The organism is Simplicispira sedimenti (genome assembly GCF_022760965.1).
In the GTDB taxonomy this organism is placed as follows: Bacteria; Pseudomonadota; Gammaproteobacteria; order Burkholderiales; family Burkholderiaceae_C; genus Simplicispira; species Simplicispira sedimenti.
The window spans coordinates 51541-68241 of the sequence record NZ_JAKVIJ010000010.1; the positions used below are offsets into that span (position 1 = coordinate 51541).

Annotated in this window: 15 protein-coding genes and 2 tRNA genes; 10 read left to right on the forward strand and 7 right to left on the reverse strand. The window is 66.2% G+C overall.

All coding sequences use genetic code 11. The annotated features are described in order from the left end of the window. Window positions 1–5: 5 nt before the first annotated feature. Entirely contained in the window at window positions 6–2009 is a 2004-nt protein-coding gene (locus MJ602_RS11865; RefSeq protein WP_243021006.1) for a diguanylate cyclase, read from the reverse strand. 124 nt (window positions 2010–2133) lie between these two features. On the opposite strand from MJ602_RS11865, the gene MJ602_RS11870 reads away from it, so the two are divergent. From MJ602_RS11870 to MJ602_RS11885, 4 genes are all read left to right on the forward strand, one after another. Continuing rightward, window positions 2134–3642: an ABC transporter substrate-binding protein gene (locus MJ602_RS11870; RefSeq protein WP_243021007.1), complete on the forward strand. Its 1509-nt coding sequence runs from the start codon at window positions 2134–2136 to the stop codon at window positions 3640–3642. A 29-nt stretch (window positions 3643–3671) separates the two neighbouring features. Then, a complete protein-coding gene (locus tag MJ602_RS11875) occupies window positions 3672–6191 on the forward strand; it encodes an ABC transporter permease (protein WP_243021008.1) in 2520 nt (839 codons plus the stop codon). 59 nt (window positions 6192–6250) lie between these two features. Beyond that, window positions 6251–6655 (forward strand): group II truncated hemoglobin, encoded by a 405-nt coding sequence (locus MJ602_RS11880; protein ID WP_243021009.1) that lies wholly within the window; start codon window positions 6251–6253, stop codon window positions 6653–6655. 117 nt (window positions 6656–6772) lie between these two features. Further along, the gene (locus MJ602_RS11885) at window positions 6773–7300 is read left to right on the forward strand and encodes a DUF2199 domain-containing protein (RefSeq protein ID WP_243021010.1); all 528 of its coding nucleotides are present in this window, start codon (window positions 6773–6775) and stop codon (window positions 7298–7300) included. Here the strand turns inward: MJ602_RS11885 and MJ602_RS11890 are convergent. Both MJ602_RS11890 and radC read right to left on the reverse strand, forming a co-directional pair. Continuing rightward, window positions 7291–7941 carry a Smr/MutS family protein gene (locus MJ602_RS11890; RefSeq protein ID WP_423246709.1) on the reverse strand — a complete coding sequence of 217 codons (651 nt, stop codon included), beginning with the start codon at window positions 7939–7941 and terminating at the stop codon, window positions 7291–7293. The two genes, MJ602_RS11885 and MJ602_RS11890, sit on opposite strands and share 10 nt — an antisense overlap. 232 nt (window positions 7942–8173) lie before the next feature. After that, the gene (gene radC, locus MJ602_RS11895; RefSeq protein ID WP_162017016.1) at window positions 8174–8887 is read right to left on the reverse strand and encodes a RadC family protein; all 714 of its coding nucleotides are present in this window, start codon (window positions 8885–8887) and stop codon (window positions 8174–8176) included. Between the two features lie 56 nt (window positions 8888–8943). Here radC and MJ602_RS11900 point away from each other — a divergent pair, with 56 nt between their 5' ends. Continuing rightward, window positions 8944–9396 (forward strand): FKBP-type peptidyl-prolyl cis-trans isomerase, encoded by a 453-nt coding sequence (locus MJ602_RS11900; RefSeq protein WP_243021011.1) that lies wholly within the window; start codon window positions 8944–8946, stop codon window positions 9394–9396. Further along, the gene (gene ispH, locus MJ602_RS11905) at window positions 9393–10361 is read left to right on the forward strand and encodes a 4-hydroxy-3-methylbut-2-enyl diphosphate reductase (RefSeq protein ID WP_243021012.1); all 969 of its coding nucleotides are present in this window, start codon (window positions 9393–9395) and stop codon (window positions 10359–10361) included. The genes MJ602_RS11900 and ispH overlap by 4 nt, the downstream gene beginning before the upstream one ends. A gap of 110 nt (window positions 10362–10471) precedes the next feature. Here ispH and MJ602_RS11910 read toward each other — a convergent pair whose 3' ends face one another. Further along, window positions 10472–11188 (reverse strand): CBS domain-containing protein, encoded by a 717-nt coding sequence (locus MJ602_RS11910; RefSeq protein WP_162017013.1) that lies wholly within the window; start codon window positions 11186–11188, stop codon window positions 10472–10474. Between the two features lie 94 nt (window positions 11189–11282). Between MJ602_RS11910 and serS the strand changes: the two genes are divergently transcribed. The 4 genes from serS (at window position 11283) to greB (ending at window position 13478) form a co-directional block, all read left to right on the forward strand. Continuing rightward, window positions 11283–12599 carry a serine--tRNA ligase gene (gene serS, locus MJ602_RS11915; RefSeq protein ID WP_243021013.1) on the forward strand — a complete coding sequence of 439 codons (1317 nt, stop codon included), beginning with the start codon at window positions 11283–11285 and terminating at the stop codon, window positions 12597–12599. Between the two features lie 32 nt (window positions 12600–12631). Further along, a tRNA-Ser gene (locus MJ602_RS11920) sits at window positions 12632–12721 on the forward strand. A 49-nt stretch (window positions 12722–12770) separates the two neighbouring features. Further along, window positions 12771–12847, forward strand: a tRNA-Arg gene (locus MJ602_RS11925). Between the two features lie 76 nt (window positions 12848–12923). Continuing rightward, entirely contained in the window at window positions 12924–13478 is a 555-nt protein-coding gene (gene greB / locus MJ602_RS11930; protein ID WP_243021014.1) for a transcription elongation factor GreB, read from the forward strand. An 18-nt stretch (window positions 13479–13496) separates the two neighbouring features. Here the strand turns inward: greB and MJ602_RS11935 are convergent, their stop codons facing one another. The 3 genes from MJ602_RS11935 to gmk all read right to left on the reverse strand — a co-directional run bounded on the left by MJ602_RS11935 (window position 13497) and on the right by gmk (window position 16698). Continuing rightward, window positions 13497–15716 (reverse strand): RelA/SpoT family protein, encoded by a 2220-nt coding sequence (locus tag MJ602_RS11935; protein WP_242455384.1) that lies wholly within the window; start codon window positions 15714–15716, stop codon window positions 13497–13499. A gap of 141 nt (window positions 15717–15857) precedes the next feature. Beyond that, window positions 15858–16061, reverse strand: coding sequence for a DNA-directed RNA polymerase subunit omega (gene rpoZ / locus MJ602_RS11940; protein WP_162017009.1), 204 nt, complete (start codon window positions 16059–16061; stop codon window positions 15858–15860). 16 nt (window positions 16062–16077) lie between these two features. Continuing rightward, window positions 16078–16698: a guanylate kinase gene (gene gmk / locus MJ602_RS11945; protein WP_243021015.1), complete on the reverse strand. Its 621-nt coding sequence runs from the start codon at window positions 16696–16698 to the stop codon at window positions 16078–16080. Between the last annotated feature and the right edge of the window lie 3 nt (window positions 16699–16701).

Here is a 16701-nt window from a genome sequence, read left to right on the forward strand (position 1 = left end):
GCGTTTCACGCCTCCACGGCGTGTGGGACGGGGGGCGCAGTGTAGGCGGTCACCCTGTCCCGGCCTGCTTTCTTGGCCTCGTAGAGCGCGCTGTCGGCCTGCTCCAGCAGCGCATGCGCTGCAACGCCGACGTCGGCGGATGGGTTCGCCAGTGCGTGGTGGTGGGGCTCAAGGCAGGCCACGCCAATGCTCACCGTCACATGCTGACCACCGGGCGCGCAAGCGTGGGCCAATCCCAGTGCGCTGATGGAATGGCGTACGCGCTCGGCCTGTTCCACAGCCTGTTCCAGCGTTGTGTGCGGCAGCAAGACGGCAAACTCTTCGCCGCCATAGCGGGCCACCATTTCCCCCTCCCGCCCCACGGAGGCTGACAGCGCCTGGGCCACCTGGCGCAGGCACTGGTCGCCCTGCACGTGGCCGTAGTGATCGTTGTAGGCCTTGAAGTGGTCCACGTCGATCATCAGCAGCGCCAGCGGCGCGCCACCACGCAGGGCCCGCTTGCACTCGCTGGCCAGGGTTTCGTCGAGCGCACGGCGGTTGGCCACCAGGGTCAAGGGGTCCATGCGCACCTGGGTTTCCAGCGCGGCACGGTAGCTTGCGAGTTGCTCCTCCGTCTGCTTGCGTTCGGTTATGTCCTGCACGGTTCCGGTCAACCAGGCATTGCCGCCCGGCGTCGCTTGGCCTTCGAACTCGCCCCACACCTGAATCCAGCGCTGCTGCCGGTCGCAGGGGCGCACGATGCGGTACTGCGCGCTCAAGGGCAGGCGTTCTTCCAGCGATTTTCCGTGCCGTGCCAGCACGCTCTTGCGGTCGTCTGGGTGCAGTGCATCCACCCAGGTGCGCAGCCCGATGCGGCCCGTTGCGGGCAGGCCGTAGATCTGGCGCGCGATGCGCGAGAGAAAAAACTCCTGGTTCTGCGCATCCCAGGCAAAAAAGCCCACCGAGGCGGCCTGCTGGGCGCTTTCCAGCCAGCGCATGTTGCGTTCCAGTTCCTGCTTGAGGGCGCTCTCGCGCCGACGTGCGCGCCATTGCCAGTAGGTGGTGGCCAAGCCCGCCAGCACCACCACCAGGCTCACCGGCAGGCTCAGGGCCAGCCATTCGCGCTGCAAGTGGCCACCCAAGGCCTCTTTCACATGGACCTGTGATATCAGCACCCAGGGCGTATCCGGAACGGCGTTCACGGCGGCCAGAACGGGCTGGCCTCGGTCATCGCGCCCATACACAATGCCCCGGCTGCCCGAAAAAGCCTGTACGGCAGGGTTGTCGGTGTGCGACATGGACAGGCGCAGGGTCATGGGTGGGTCGGGGCGGTGCTTCAGTGGGCTGAGTACCAACACTTCCTCCCCGGTGCGCTGAACCAGAAAAGACTCCGCAGTCTGGCTGCGGGTGGGCCAGAAATCCAGAATGGGGTAGAGCGTGGCACGCACGTCTTTCACCAGCCAGATGCCTCCCAGAGCGGTGGAGCCATCGTAGAGCGGCACCAGCACGCTGAAGAACGGGAAGGCAAAGAACGCATCGCCGCGTGGCTCCACCAATACCGGCTCGTCTTGGGCCAGCGCCCGTGTCAGGGCATTGATCTCGGCCTGTGGAGCCAGGCCCAAAACCTCGCCCCCGGATGTCAGCAGCAAGTTGCCCCGCGCGTCCATCAGGTAGGCCGCTGTGTAGAGCGAGCGCTCCTCCAGGATGCGCAAGCGCTCGCGCACGGGGGCCTCTTGTTCCAGCCCCGGAAGCTGGATCCAGCGCGCCACCAGTTGGGCGAAGGCCGAATCGTCTGCCAGTCCCATGGCCTGGGAGGTCTGGCGCTCACGCCATTCGGCCACGCTGCGCACCTGCAACTGGCCGATGGCCTGCAACTCCCCCTCGACCTGATGGCGAAAGCGCTGCTCGCGCTCACGGTAGGTGGACAGCAGCGCCCACACCGCCAGCGCCAGCAATAGCAGCCCCAACCCCAGCCCCCACCAGAACCAGGGGGGAGCTTTGCGTTGGCGCAGAACACGGAGTGAGGGCATGGCTCCAGAGGCGAGGTCAGGGCCCAATGGGCAAAATTCATTCTATGTCACACTTTGTAGCCATTTGTGTGCCTTGACTCGCTTTGTGCGAGCATCTGGGCGAAATCGTCAAGGAACAAGCGCTTTGTCCCACTTCTTCCGTGCTCCTGGGTGGCTCGCCGCGTGGATGGTGGGGCTGGGTTTGTGTCTGGCTTTGCCATGGGGTGCACTCGCCCAGCAGCGTGCGGGATCATCGGTGTCCATCAGCCTCTCCTTGGAGCCCGATGGCTTGGACCCCACCATGGGTGCCGCGGCTTCGATTGGCGAGGTGGTGCACTACAACGTGCTGGAGGGCCTGACCCGCATCGACGAAAACGGCCAGGTCAAACCCCTGCTGGCCCAATCCTGGAGCCAGGATGCCAGCGGCCTGGTCCATGTGTTCAAGCTGCGGCGAGGGGTGCGCTTTCACGATGGTGCGGTGTTGGATGCGCAGGCCGTGCGCTTCAGCTTCGAGCGCGCCAAGGCCCCTGGTTCCACCAACAAGGCGCGCAAGGCCTTGTTCGACAACATCGCCCGCATCGAGACCCCTGATGCCCACACCGTGGTGCTGGCCCTGGAGCGGCCAGATGTTCACTTGCTGTTCCGCCTTGGCGAGGGCCCGGCGGTGATCCTGCACCCGGCCAGCGCTGCCCAGGCAAGCAGCCACCCCGTGGGCACGGGCCCCTACCGCTTCGTGCAATGGAGCCGTGGGACATCCATCACGCTGGTCAGGGCCGACACCTACCGCGACCCGACCCAGGCATCCATCGAGCGTGTGGTGTTCCATTTCATCCCAGACCCCAAGGCCCAGGAGGCCGCGTTCCGTTCGGGGGCCATGGACCTGTTCTTCAACCTGGCAACGCAGGACGTAGGCCACTTTCAGGGCGACAGCCGCTACCAGGTGCTGGTGGGCTCTTCGACGGGCAAGGGCATGGTGGCCATCAACCACCGGCGCACACCCCTGAACGATGTGCGCGTGCGTCGGGCCATCTCCCATGCCATCGACCGCGAAGCCTTTATCCGCAAGGTACTGCAAGGCCGGGCGCGTGCCATTGGCAGCCACTTTGCGCCCACCGATCCGGGGTATGTGCACCTGGCAGGCGTGTACCCCTATTCCCCCGAGCGAGCGCGCGGCCTGCTGAAAGAGGCGGGCGTGGCCTTGCCTCTGCGACTGACGCTGACGCTCCCGCCCACGCCCTATGCCCGTGAGGGCGGCCCCCTCATCGCCGCCGATCTGGCCAAGGTCGGCATTGAGGCGCGCACAGAAATGGTGGAATGGTCGCAATGGTTGGGCGGGGTGTTCAAGGGGCAGTTCGATCTGACGCTGATCACCCATGTCGAATCTCTGGACTACCTCATCTACACCGACCCCGACTACTACTTTGGCTACGACAGCCCAGCCTTTCGCCACCTGGCAGGGCGCCATGCGCTGGCGGGCAACCCCCGCGAGCGCAGCCGTCTGTTTGCGCAAATGCAGCGCCATCTGGCCGACGACGCCGTCAACGCGTGGATTTTTGCGCCCCAGGTCGCCACGGTGGCGCGCAAAGGCTTGCGCGGGGTGTGGATGAATTACCCCATCGTGGTGCACGACATTGCGGCCATGCGCTGGGAGTGACTTCCCCCACTTGCGCTAAGGTAGCGCGGATGAACGTTTCCCTTTTCTCTCTGGGCTGGCGCACCCTGTGGCGTGACTGGCGCGCCGGCGAGCTGCGCCTGCTGGCCGTGGCTGTGACGCTGGCGGTCGCCGCGCTCACCTCGGTGGCCTTTTTTGCCGACCGGCTGAACGGTGGGCTGCAGCGCGATGCACTGCAGATTCTGGGCGGCGACGCCGTGGTGGCCAGCGACAACGCCACGCCCGCGGCCTTTGTCGAACGCGCCCGCGCCCTGGGCCTGCAGACCGTGACCACGGTGGGCTTTCCCACCATGGGGCGCGCCGGGGATGAGTTTGGCGGCGCTGCCCGCCTGGTGGCCTTCAAGAGCGTGGAGCCGGGCTACCCGCTGCGTGGCAACCTGAAGGTGGCCGCAGCGCCCGGCGGCGCTTCCGCCAACACCCGCGATATTCCCGCGCCTGGGGAGGTCTGGGTCGATGCGCCACTGCTCGACGCGCTGGGCCTGCGCATGGGTGACCCGCTGCTGCTGGGTGACGCGAGCCTGCGCATCGCGCGCATCATCGTCATCGAGCCCGACCGGGGTGCAGGCTTCATGGCCTTTGCGCCGCGCGTCATGGTCAACGCCGCCGACGTGGCCGCCACCGGCCTGGTGCAGCCGGCCAGCCGCCTGACCTACCGCTTTGCCGTGGCCGGCGAAGCTGCGGCCGTGCGCCAGTTCACCACCTGGGCCGAGCAGGAGGTGCAGCGCCCTGGCGTGCGCGGTGTGCGGCTCGAATCCATCGAATCGGGCCGCCCCGAGATGACGCAGACGCTGGAGCGTGCGCAGAAATTCCTCAGCCTCGTGGCGCTGCTGGCCGCGCTGCTGTCCGCCGTGGCGGTGGCTCTGGCGGCGCGCGGCTTTGCGGCCGGGCACCTGGATGCATCGGCCATGCTGCGCGTGCTGGGCCTGAGCCAGCGCGCCATTGCGGGCAGCTATGCGGTCGAATTCTTGCTGGTGGGCCTGGCTGCCAGCCTGGCCGGCTTGCTGCTGGGCTATGGCGTGCACCATGTGTTCGTGCTGCTGCTGGCCGGGCTGGTGGAAAGTGGGCTGCCCGCGCCCAGCCTGTGGCCGCTGGGCCTGGGCTTGGGCGTGGGCCTGACCCTGCTGGCTGCCTTTGGCCTGCCGCCCGTGCTGCAACTGGCCCAGGTGCCGCCGCTGCGCGTCATCCGGCGCGACATGGGCGCGCTGCGCCCGGCCTCGCTGGCCGTGCTGGGCTTGGGTGTGGCGGGTTTTGCGGCCCTGCTGCTGGTGGTCAGCAGCGACCTCCGGCTGGGGCTCATCGCCGTGGGGGGCTTTGGTGTGGCGGCGGGCCTGTTTGCCCTGCTGAGCTGGCTGGCCGTGCATGCGCTGCGCCGCAGTGTGAATGAGGCCACCGCACCGCGCTGGCTGGTGCTGGCCACGCGCCAGATCGCCGCGCGCCCGGCCTATGCCGTGGTGCAGGTCAGCAGCCTGGCCGTGGGGCTGCTGGCGCTGGTGCTGCTGGTGCTGCTGCGCACCGACCTCATCGCCAGCTGGCGCCAGGCCACGCCGCCCGATGCGCCCAACCGCTTCGTCATCAACATCCAGCCCGACCAGGCAGAACCCTTCCGCCAGACGCTGGACGATGCGGGCGTGCGCCGCTACGACTGGTACCCCATGATCCGTGGCCGCCTGGTCGCCGTGAATGGCCGGGCCATCACCCCCGAGAGTTACACCGAAGACCGCGCCCAGCGCCTGGTGGAGCGTGAATTCAACCTCTCCAACGCCCAGGAGCAGCCACCGCACAACCAGGTGGTGGCCGGCCGCTGGACGCCCGGCGAACAGGACGGCGCCAGCGTCGAAGAGGGCCTGGCCAAGACGCTGGGCCTGAAGCTGGGCGACACCCTGCGTTTTGACATGGCGGGTGTGCAGCACGAGGTGCGCATCACCTCGCTGCGCAAGGTGGACTGGGCCTCCATGCGCGCCAACTTCTTCGTGATGTTCCCTGTGGCGCAGGTGCCCGATGCGCCGCTCACCTACCTGGCGGCCTACCGCGCCCCTGAGCAGGCGGGCTTTGACAACGCCCTGGTACGCCAATTCCCCAACATCACCAACGTGGACATGGGCGCCACGCTCACGCAGGTGCAGACCGTGCTCGACCAGGTGGTGCGTGCGGTGGAATTTTTGTTCGGTTTCACCCTGGCCGCTGGGCTGGTGGTGCTGTTTGCCGCCGTGACTGCCACGCGCGAAGAACGCGCCCGCGAATACGCCATCATGCGCGCCCTGGGCGCCCGCGCCAGCCTGTTGGGCCAGGTGCAGCGGGCCGAACTGGCGGGCGTGGGTCTGCTGGCCGGGGTGCTGGCCAGCTCCGTGGCCGTGGCCGTGGGCTGGGCGCTGGCGCGCTACGCCTTTGAGTTCACCTGGACGGCGTCCCCCCTGGTGCCCCTGGCCGGCGGCCTGGTTGGCGCCGTGCTGGCCCTGCTGGCTGGCTGGTGGGGGCTGCGCGAGGTGCTGCGCCGCCCGGTGGTGGACACCCTGCGGCGGGCGACTGAATGATGCTATTATTTTTATAGCTGTTCGCGCAATATGGTATTGCGCTACAGCCTGTTTTTGATATGAATTCTGAAGACTTGCCTGTCCAAGAGTCGCCATTTGAACGCATCGGCGGCGAGCCCGCCGTGCGCGCCCTGGTGGACCGCTTTTACGACCTCATGGACCTGGAGCCCGGCTACGCCGCGCTGCGCGCCACGCATGGCAGCACGCTGGATGAATCGCGTGACAAGCTGTTCTGGTTTCTCTGCGGCTGGCTCGGCGGGCCGGACCATTACCAGAGCCGCTTTGGCCACCCGCGCCTGCGCGCGCGCCACATGCCGTTTGCCATCGGTGTGAAAGAGCGCGACCAGTGGGTCGCCTGCATGGACCAGGCCATGGCCGAATGCGCCACGCCCGAGGAATCGCGCACGCGGCTGAAGGCGAGCTTCTTCAACACCGCCGATTGGATGCGCAACAAGGGGTTGTAAGTTTGCTATTGAATCAATAGCTGCTTGCGCAGTATGGACGGGCGTTGGAGGCCTTTTTTCTTCAATAATCCTGCTGGGACAAGATACGCGCCTGGCAACCAAGCACCTGGGAGCACCATGGCCAAGTCCCAAACCCGCAAGACAAGCGCCCGCCCTGGCTACCGCTGCACCCATTGCGGTGAGTGGCACGACGAGCTCCTGACCGACATCGGCTGTGGCCTGCCCGACGCCGTGTTCGCGCTGGGCTACCTGGAGCGCTACCGCCGCGCCCGCTACAACCAAGACTTCTGCACCCTGGACGACACGCGCCACTTCATCCGCTGCGTGCTGCCCGTGCCTTTCACCTACCGCGACGACTACTTCGGCTGGGGCGTGTGGGTGGAGGTGGACCGGGCGACGCACGACCTGTGCCTGCGCTGTTTCGACACCGAAGGCGCCGCCACCGTGCTGCCCCAGCACGGCGTGCTGGCCAATGAACTCAAGGCCTACCGCAAGACGACAGGCCTGTCGGTGCGGATCGAACTCTCGGACGAGCACCGCCCGCTGGTGTACCTGCTTCCAGCCTCGCGGCATGCGCTGGCGCTGGAGCAGCGGCGGGGAATGGATGAACGGCGACACCACGCATTGGTGGAGCCCTATCTCTGACGCAGGCCCACCGGCTGCAAAAGCACCAGCATCGCCCCCGCGCCGCCATCCACCGGCCGTGCCTGCACGAAGGCCAGCACCTCGTGCTTCTGCACCAGCCAGCGCTGCACGCGGCTCTTGAGCACAGGGCTTTTGCCGGGCGAGCCCAGGCCCTTGCCATGCACCACGCGCACGCAGCGCACGCCGTTCTTGTGGGCGGTGCGGATGAATTCGCCCAGGGCCAGGCGCGCCTCGTCCACGCGCAGTCCGTGCAGGTCGAGCTGGCGCTGGATGCTCCAGTGCCCGGCGCGCAAGCGCTGCGTCACCTCCACACCGATGCCGGGGCGGCGGAAGCTGAGCTGGTCGTCGGTATCGAGCAGGGTGCTCACATCGAAGTCGTCGCTGATCGACTCCTGCAGCGCGCGCTGCTCGTCCAGCTGGTGCTGCACCGGCAGGGGAGGCGGCAGCGGGCGGCGCGGCAGGGCGAGGTTGCGCTCGCGCAGCCGGGTGATGGGCCCCACCGCATGGCTGAAGAGGTGGCGCTCGGCCTCGCGCCGGGCGGCGGCCTCGCGCTGGGCCTTTTCTTCGGCCTCCCTGCGGCTCTTTTCCTCGTGCAGGTGGCGGGCCACGGCGGCCAGGTCCTGCAGGTCGGTGATGCGCACGCTCGCGCGGCGGGGCTTGGGGGCGCTGCTGCGGCGGGCCTGACGGGGCGCCGGGTTGGCCTGTGCGCTGGGGGCGGGTGGGGGAGGGCGCGGCGTGGGGGCTGGCCGGGGTGGCGCCACCGGTGTACTGGCGGTTGCCGCAGCCGGGGCGGCGGCGGGTGCCGGGGCGTCCTTGGGCGCACGGGCGCGCTCCAGCGCCAGGCGCAAGGCGGTGTGGCCGGGCAGGCTCACGTTACACCAGGCCTTTCTCGGCCATCGACAAGGCCTGGCCTGGCGCCACGATCACATGGTCGAGCACGCGCACGTCCACCAGGGCCAGCGCAGCCTTGAGGGTCTGGGTGAGTGCTTCGTCGGCACGGCTGGGCTGCACGCTGCCACTGGGGTGGTTGTGCGCCAGCACCACGGCGGCGGCCTGGTGGTGCAGGGCGCGCAGCACCACCTCGCGCGGGTACACGCTGGTCTGCGTGAGCGTGCCGCGGAACAGCTCTTCCATGGCCAGCAGGCGGTGCTGGCTGTCGAGAAACAGCACGGCAAACACCTCGTGCCCCTTGGCGGCCAGGTGCAGTTGCAGGTAGTGCTTGACGGCCTGGGGCGAGTCGAACACCTCGCGCTCGCGCAGTTGCTGGGCCAGCGCGCGGCGCGCCAGTTCCAGCACGGCCACGAGTTCAGCGCGCTTGGCCGGACCCAGGCCCTTGATGCGTTCCAGGTCGGCGGCACTGGCGTGCAGCAGCCCGGCGATGCCGCCAAAGCCGCCCGTGGGCTGGCCACTGGTGGGGTCTTGTGTGGGGGGCTCCAGCAGCTCTTGCGCCAGTTGCAGCACGCCTTTGCCCACGATGCCGGTGCGCAGCAGGATGGCCAGCAACTCCGCATCGGCCAGCGCGGCGGGCCCGCGCGCCAGGAGCTTTTCGCGCGGCTGCGCGTCGGCAGGAAGGTCTTTGAGCGGCATGGAGACGGGGGTGTAAACGCCGAAACGTAAAATGGCGCCAGTTTATCGAGGCATCCATGGCAACTGTTCAACCGGGTTCTTTCCTGACCCTGCATTACCGTCTGGCGGGCCCTGAGGGCGACGTCATCAACACTTTCGAAGACAAACCCGCCACGCTCACGCTGGGCAACAGCGAGCTTTCACCCGTGCTGGAGCAGCGCCTGCTGGGCCTGGAAGAGGGCACGCGCACCAGCTTCGAGCTGGCGCAGGGTGAGGCCTTTGGCGAGCGCAACCCGGCCATGCAGCAGTGGGTATCGCGCAAGCTGCTGGACACCCTGGGCGACCCCGACGAGCAGTACCACGTCGGCGAGGCGGTGGAATTTGCCACGCCCGACGGCTCGGGCTCCTACGCGGGCGTGGTGGTGCAGGTGGGCAACGCCGACAGCCAGGATGCGCTGCTCATCGACTTCAACCACCCGCTGGCGGGGCAGCCCGTGACCTTCGAAGTGCACGTGATCGGGGTGCTATGAACCATCCCCAGGAGGTGCTTCTGGCTGAACCGCGCGGTTTCTGCGCGGGGGTGGACCGGGCCATCGAGATCGTCGAGCGTGCGCTGGCCAAGTTTGGCGCGCCGATCTACGTGCGCCATGAAATCGTGCACAACACCTACGTGGTGAACGACCTCAAGGCCAAGGGCGCGATCTTCATCGAGGAGCTGTCCGACGTACCGCCCGGCGCCACGCTGATCTTCAGCGCCCACGGCGTGAGCAAGGCGGTGCAGGAAGAAGCCCGCGCGCGCGGCTTCCATATCTTCGACGCCACCTGCCCGCTGGTGTCCAAGGTGCATGTGGAGGTGGCCAAGCTCGCCCAGGAGGGCTACGAGTTCATCATGATCGGCCACAAGGGCCACCCCGAGGTGGAGGGCACGCTGGGCCAGCTCGACGGCGGCATCCACCTGGTGGAAGACGTGGACGACGTGGCACGCGTGCAGCCTGCGCAAACCGAAAAGCTGGCCGTGGTCACACAGACCACCTTGAGCGTGGACGACGCCGCAGAGATCACGGCCGCCGTGCGTGCGCGTTTCCCCAAGGTGCGCGAGCCCAAGCAGCAGGACATCTGCTACGCCACGCAGAACCGCCAGGACGCGGTCAAGCTGCTGAGCCCGCAGGTGGACTTGGTCATCGTGGTGGGCAGCCCCACCAGCTCCAACAGCAACCGCCTGCGCGAACTGGCGCAGCGCATGGGCACCACCAGCTACATGGTGGATTCTGCGGACGAGCTGCGTGCCGAGTGGTTCAGCGGCATCGCCCGCGTGGGGCTGACGGCGGGGGCTTCTGCGCCGGAGGTGCTGGTGCAGCAGGTGATCGAGCGCATCAAGGCCCTTGGTGCCGTGTCGGTGCGCAAGCTCAGCGGTATTGAGGAAACGCTCAAGTTCCCGCTGCCCAAGGGGCTCAAGCTCGATGGTGCCGGGCAGGCGGCGGACGACGGCGAATAATTTGCTATCAATTTGATAGCTGTTTGCGCAAGCAAAACGGGCCTTGGAGCCCGTTTTTTTATTGAATTTGCAGGCGATCTGCTCGCACTGGTTGAGGGGGCGCTCCCTTATCAACTCCACAGGTCGAGTGGTGGATCTGCCGCCACGGCGCGCAGGATGTCGGTGCGCGACACAAAGCCCACCGGAATGCCCGCTTCGTCTGTCACGGGCAGGCCGGGCAGCCCGGTGTCCAGCAGCACCGAGGCCAGACGGCGCACATCGGTGTCGGGCGCCACGGTGGGCACGGGGCTCACCATCACGGCAGACACGGGCCGCCGGGCCAGCGCGATGGTGGCCTGGATGTGGCCCGGCTCGGGCAGCAGGTCCAGCGGCGCCATGTCGGCACGCACCAGCAGACCGATCACTCGGCCCAGGGCATCCACGACGGGCGCCTGTGCCACACCATGTTCGGCGAGTTGCTGCCAAGCGTGGTTGACGATGGTATCGGGCTGCACCGTCAGGCTGCGCGGCGTCATCACGTCGCGCACGCGCGAGAGGGGCTGGCGCGTGGCCGGTGTGGGGTGGCCGGTCTGTGCATAGGCACTCACTGCGTCGTGTGCGCGCAGGTTGGCGCTGCCGGTGGGCGCTGTGGCGCCCGCGGTTTCGGCGGCGCCGCTTGGGTGCGCGCCGCCAGGCAGCAGGGATTCCAATGAGAAGGGTGGCGCCTCGTCGGTTCCGCGCGTGCGCAGCGCCTGGGGGCGGTTGACCCGCCGTGCCGATGTGATGCGCGCAAGGTTCTCGGGGCCACCCCGGTACATCTGTCCCGATGGGCCAAACACAAAAAACATGGCAGCCTCCTGCCACCCCTGGATGCGGGATGGGACTGCACATGTTATCGGCAAGGCCCGCAGCTTCCGCAGTGGGGCCATCTAAAATCGCACCATGCTAGATATTCTTCTCCTGCGCAAAGACCTCGGCACCACCGTCGAGCGCCTGCAAACCCGCAAAAATCCCCAGCCCTTCCTCAACGTCGAGGTCTTCCAGGCCCTGGAAGCCGAGCGCAAGACCCTGCAGACCCGCACCGAGGAGCTGCAGGCCCAGCGCAACCAGCTCTCCAAGCAGATCGGTATGCTCATGGGCAAGGGCGACAAGGAGGGCGCAGAGGCCGCCAAGGCCCAGGTGGCCGCCTCCAAGGTCGAACTGGAGCAGTCCGCCGCCCGCCTGGACCAGATCCAGGCCGAGCTGCAAACTCTGCTCCTGGCCGTGCCCAACCTGCCGCACGAGAGCGTTCCCGTGGGCGCCGACGAGCACGGCAACGTGGAAGTGCGCCGCTGGGGGCAGCCGCGCGCCTTCGACTTCGAGGTGAAGGACCATGTGGACGTGGGCACCCCACTGGGGCTGGACTTCGACATGGGCGTCAAGCTCTCGGGCTCGCGCTTCACCGTGATGAAGGGCCCGATCGCGCGCCTGCACCGCGCCCTGAGCCAGTTCATGCTCGACCTGCAGACCCAGCAGCACGGCTACACCGAGTGCTACGTGCCCTACGCCGTCAACGCCGACTCGCTCAAGGGCACGGGCCAGTTGCCCAAGTTCGAGGGCGATCTGTTCGCCGCCAAGAAGGGCGGCCAGGACGGCGAGCCCGTGCCGGACAACGCCGCGCTCTACCTCATTCCCACCAGCGAGGTGCCGCTGACCAACTTCGTGCGCGACGTGGTGCTGCAAGAGTCCGACCTGCCCATCAAGCTGACGGCGCACACGCCGTGCTTCCGCTCCGAGGCTGGCAGCTACGGTCGAGACACGCGCGGCATGATCCGCCAGCACCAGTTCGACAAGGTCGAAATGGTGCAGATCACGCACCCCGACAAGAGCTACGAGGCGCTGGAAGAAATGACCCGCCACGCCGAGACCGTGCTGCAGCAACTGGGCTTGCCCTACCGCGTGATGGCCCTGTGCACCGGCGACATGGGCTTTGGCTCGGCCAAGACCTACGACCTGGAGGTCTGGCTGCCCGCGCAGAACACCTACCGCGAGATCAGTTCGGTGAGCAATTGCGAGGCCTTCCAGGCACGCCGCCTGCAGGCTCGCTTCAAGAACGCGCAAGGCAAGAACGAACTCGTGCACACGCTCAACGGTTCTGGCCTGGCCGTAGGCCGCACATTGGTGGCCGTGCTGGAGAACTACCAGCAGGCCGACGGCAGCGTGACGGTGCCCGAAGTGCTGCGCCCGTATTTAGGCGGGGTTGAACGGTTGGTGCCGTAAAAATCCTGCTACAATCTAAAGCTTGCCCGCCAGGAGAGGTGGCAGAGTGGTCGAATGTACCTGACTCGAAATCAGGCGTAGTGGTAACACTACCGAGGGTTCGAATCCCTCCCTCTCCGCCAGCACAGATTTGCAGAAACTCTGAAAATTCGTGCTACAATGCAAGGCTTAGCGGCTGTAGCTCAGCTGGATAGAGTACTTGGCTACGAACCAAGGGGTCGTGGGTTCGATTCCTGCCAGCCGCACCAACAGGTAAGCCCTGAGTCTGAAAAGACTCAGGGCTTTTTCCTTTGGTCTCTTCCCAGGGCCACTATTGTCATCACCATGAGCAAGGCTTTCACCAAGGAAACCGACCCCGACGAGGACGACGGCCCGGCATTGCCGCCGATCCCCGCCGGGGGCAAGAACTACATCACGCCCCAGGGCTATGCCCGTCTGCGCGCCGAGCTGCTGCAGCTGATGGACGAGGAACGCCCCCGTGTGGTCGAGGTGGTGCATTGGGCAGCCAGCAATGGGGATCGGTCAGAGAACGGCGACTATCTGTACGGCAAGAAGCGGTTGCGCGAGATTGATCGCCGCATCCGTTTTCTGACCAAGCGGCTGGAGATTGCTGAGGTGGTCGATCCGTCGCTGCATTCTGGCAGCGACCAGGTCTTTTTTGGCGCCACGGTGCGCTATGTGGATGACCTGGGCGAGGAGCGCTGCATCACTATCATGGGCATCGACGAAGCCGACAGCAGCCAGGGGCAGGTGAGCTGGGTGGCGCCGGTGGCGCGCGCTCTGCTCAAGGCCCGAGTGGGTGATGAGGTGGCCTTGCCCACGCCCTCGGGCGTGCGTCAGTTGGAGGTGGTGGAAGTGCGCTACCCGCAGCCTGGCTGAGGCGCGGTCAGTGGCGCATCATTGCTGGGGCATGGCGCGCACTGCACGCAGCACGTCTGCGGTGCGGCGCAGATTGCGCAGCGCGGTTTCCAGATGCTGGAGGTCGTGCACGGCAATGCTGAAGCGCAGGTCTATGGTGTCCATGGCCGTTTGTTCGTCCATGTCCACATGGGTGATGTCCGCCTCCGAGCGTGCCAGATTGGCGGCAATGCGTGCCAGGGTGCCTTTGCCGTTGCGTGCCGTGACGACGATGCGTGCTTCAAAGGGTCGGGTGGGTTCTTCGGACCAATCCACAGCGATGAAGCGCTCGCTGTCCTTGTGCTGCAGGCGCTGGGCCACGGCGCATTGGCTGGAGTGCACCACCAGCCCTTCGCCGCGCCCCAGGTAGCCCATGATCGGTTCACCAGGCACCGGACGGCAGCAGGCAGCGTATTGCACCGATGCGCCTTCGCTACCGTCCAGCGTGACGCCGCCTTGCGAGACGGTTTCGTGCGAGGTGTAGCGCTCCCGGGTCATCAGCAGCGCATCGGGTTTGTGGCCGTGTTCGGTCATCAGCACCACCAGTCGTTTGGCGACGATGCTGGCAATGCGTTTGCCCAGGCCGATATCGGTCAGCAACTCGCTGCGGGTGCGGTTGCCGGTAAAACGCAGCAACCGTTCCCAGATCTGCTGGTGGCCGTCGTCCTGGGACGGCAGTTGCTGCATGCCTTCAGAGCGCAGGGCCTGGGTCAGCAACTTTTCGCCCAGGTTTTCAGATTCGGTCTGGGCCAGTGTCTTGAGGTGGTGCCGGATCTTGGATCGGGCACGGCCCGTGCGCACAAAGCCCAGCCAGGCGGGGTTGGGCGTGGCGGCGGGGTCGGTGATGATCTCCACCACATCGCCGTTCTTGAGCTCGGTGCGCAGCGGCACCTGCTCGTTGTTGATGCGTGCACCTGCTGTGTGGCTGCCCACATTGCTGTGGATGGCAAAGGCAAAGTCCACCGCCGTGGCGCCCCGGGGCAAGGCCATGATCTGGCTCTTGGGGGTGAAGACGTACACCGCATCGGGAAACAGGTCCACCTTGACGTGGTCCCAGAACTCGGCTGCGTCGCGGGTTTCGTTCTGGATGTCCAGCAGGGACTGCAACCACTTGGTGCCCAGGCGCTCTGCGGCAGCGCCGTCGGCATCCTGGGCCTTGTAGAGCCAGTGGGCGGCCACGCCCGCTTCGGCCACGAGGTGCATTTCCTCGGTGCGCATCTGGAACTCGACGTTCACTCCCGAGGGGCCCACCAGCGTGGTGTGCAGCGACTGGTAGCCGTTGAGTTTGGGGATGGCAATGTGATCCTTGAACTTGCCGGGCACCGGCTTGTACATCTGGTGCAGCACGCCCAGGGCGGTGTAGCAGTCGGTCACCGAGGGTACGATCACCCGGAAGCCATAGATGTCGGTCACCTGGGCAAAGCTCAGGTGCTTGAGCACCATCTTCTGGTAGATGGCGTAAAGGGTCTTTTCGCGCCCGGCCAGGCGCACCGGCATGCCCAGGCGTGAGAAGGCAGCATCGACATCGGTCTGCACTTTCTGCACCAGGTCACGCCTGCGGTTGCGCGCCTTGCCCACGGCCTTGGCCAGGGTGGCGTAGCGCCAGGGGTGCAGGTGGCGGAAGGACAGGTCCTGCAGCTCACGATAGGTTTGGTTCAGGCCCAGCCGGTGGGCAATCGGGGCGTAGATCTCCAGGGTTTCCGAGGAGATGCGTCGCCATTTGCTGCGCGGCATGTCCGACAGCGTTCGCATGTTGTGCGAGCGGTCGGCCAGTTTGATGAGGATGACACGCACATCGCGCGCCATGGCCAGGAGCATCTTGCGGAAGGATTCGGCCTGGTTTTCCTCGCGTGTGTCGAATTCCAGCTTGTCGAGCTTGGTGAGGCCATCGACCAGTTCTGCCACGGGTGCACCAAAGCGCTCGATCAGATCCATCTTGGTGACGCCACAGTCTTCCATGGCGTCGTGCAGCAAGGCGGCCATCAGGGCCTGGGCATCGAGTTTCCAGGTGGCACACTGCGCAGCCACGGCGATGGGATGGGTGATGTAAGGCTCGCCGTTCTTGCGCAGTTGGCCCAGGTGGGCCTCGTCAGCGAAGCGGTAGGCCTGGCGCACCTGCTCGATGCTGGCGTTGTCCAGGTAGTCCAGGCTGTCCGTGAGCGCAGCAAAGCTGGCCGCTGCGGCATTCGCTGCGGCCCTGGGCGGGGCGCCGGCTGGCATGGCATTGACAGAGGGACTGGCCTGCATTTCCATTCCTTTAATGTAGCGCGGTTGCTTGCAACCCTGCGCGCAAATGCTTCTATGGCCCTGATCCATAAAAAAAGCACCGCATTGCGGTGCTTGGCAGGTGCCAGGGGGAGATCAGCCCGGCACTTTTTTGAGCATTTCCAGCCCGACCTTGCCCGCCGCGATTTCGCGCAGTGCGGTCACGCCAGGCTTGTTGCGGCTCTCGATACGCGGTGCGTGGCCATGGCTCAGCATGCGGGCGCGGTAGGTCGCAGCCAGAACGAGCTGAAAACGGTTGGGAATCTGCTCCAGGCAGTCTTCGACGGTGATGCGGGCCATGGGGTACTCCGGAAAATCAGGAAATGTTGAGCGATTCGAAGGTCTGGGCACGGGCGCGGCGCTGGGCCGCGTACTTGAGGCGTTGTGCGTGGACGATGGCTTTCATGTCGAAAAGCGCGCGCTCAAATAGCTCGTTGATTATAACGAAGTCGAATTTGTGCACCTGGGCCATTTCCTCGGCGGCATTCTTGAGGCGCAGTTCGATGACTTCGGCAGAGTCTTCTCCGCGGCGCTCCAGGCGCGAGCGCAGTTCTTCCCAACTGGGCGGCAGGATGAAGATCAGCACGGCATTGGCAAAGGTCTGTTTGACCTGGAGTGCGCCCTGGTAGTCGATTTCCAGGATCACGTCGTTGCCCTGGGCAATGCGCTCTTCGATGGCCTTTTTGGACGTGCCATAGCGCCGACCGTGCACATGGGCCCATTCCACAAAGGCGTCGGAGGCAACCATGGCGTCGAATTCGGCGTCGGAGGCGAAGTAGTACTCGCGGCCGTGCTTTTCCTGCCCTCGGGGGGCGCGCGTGGTGTGCGACACCGAGGCGCGTACCTGGGAATCGAGTTCCATCAAGGCCTTCACGAGGCTGGATTTGCCTGCCCCGCTGGGGGCAGCAACAACAAATAGATTTCCCGGATATTCCATAAC

Excerpts from the sequence above, each read along its gene's own strand:
- MJ602_RS11865 (WP_243021006.1), bottom strand. The coding sequence starts at position 2,009 with ATGCCCTCACTCCGTGTTCTGCGCCAACGCAAAGCTCCCCCCTGGTTC.
- MJ602_RS11875 (WP_243021008.1), top strand. The coding sequence starts at position 3,672 with ATGAACGTTTCCCTTTTCTCTCTGGGCTGGCGCACCCTGTGGCGTGAC.
- MJ602_RS11880 (WP_243021009.1), top strand. The coding sequence starts at position 6,251 with ATGAATTCTGAAGACTTGCCTGTCCAAGAGTCGCCATTTGAACGCATC.
- MJ602_RS11885 (WP_243021010.1), top strand. The coding sequence starts at position 6,773 with ATGGCCAAGTCCCAAACCCGCAAGACAAGCGCCCGCCCTGGCTACCGC.
- radC (WP_162017016.1), bottom strand. The coding sequence starts at position 8,887 with ATGCCGCTCAAAGACCTTCCTGCCGACGCGCAGCCGCGCGAAAAGCTC.
- MJ602_RS11900 (WP_243021011.1), top strand. The coding sequence starts at position 8,944 with ATGGCAACTGTTCAACCGGGTTCTTTCCTGACCCTGCATTACCGTCTG.
- ispH (WP_243021012.1), top strand. The coding sequence starts at position 9,393 with ATGAACCATCCCCAGGAGGTGCTTCTGGCTGAACCGCGCGGTTTCTGC.
- MJ602_RS11910 (WP_162017013.1), bottom strand. The coding sequence starts at position 11,188 with ATGTTTTTTGTGTTTGGCCCATCGGGACAGATGTACCGGGGTGGCCCC.
- serS (WP_243021013.1), top strand. The coding sequence starts at position 11,283 with ATGCTAGATATTCTTCTCCTGCGCAAAGACCTCGGCACCACCGTCGAG.
- greB (WP_243021014.1), top strand. The coding sequence starts at position 12,924 with ATGAGCAAGGCTTTCACCAAGGAAACCGACCCCGACGAGGACGACGGC.
- MJ602_RS11935 (WP_242455384.1), bottom strand. The coding sequence starts at position 15,716 with ATGCCAGCCGGCGCCCCGCCCAGGGCCGCAGCGAATGCCGCAGCGGCC.
- rpoZ (WP_162017009.1), bottom strand. The coding sequence starts at position 16,061 with ATGGCCCGCATCACCGTCGAAGACTGCCTGGAGCAGATTCCCAACCGT.
- gmk (WP_243021015.1), bottom strand. The coding sequence starts at position 16,698 with ATGGAATATCCGGGAAATCTATTTGTTGTTGCTGCCCCCAGCGGGGCA.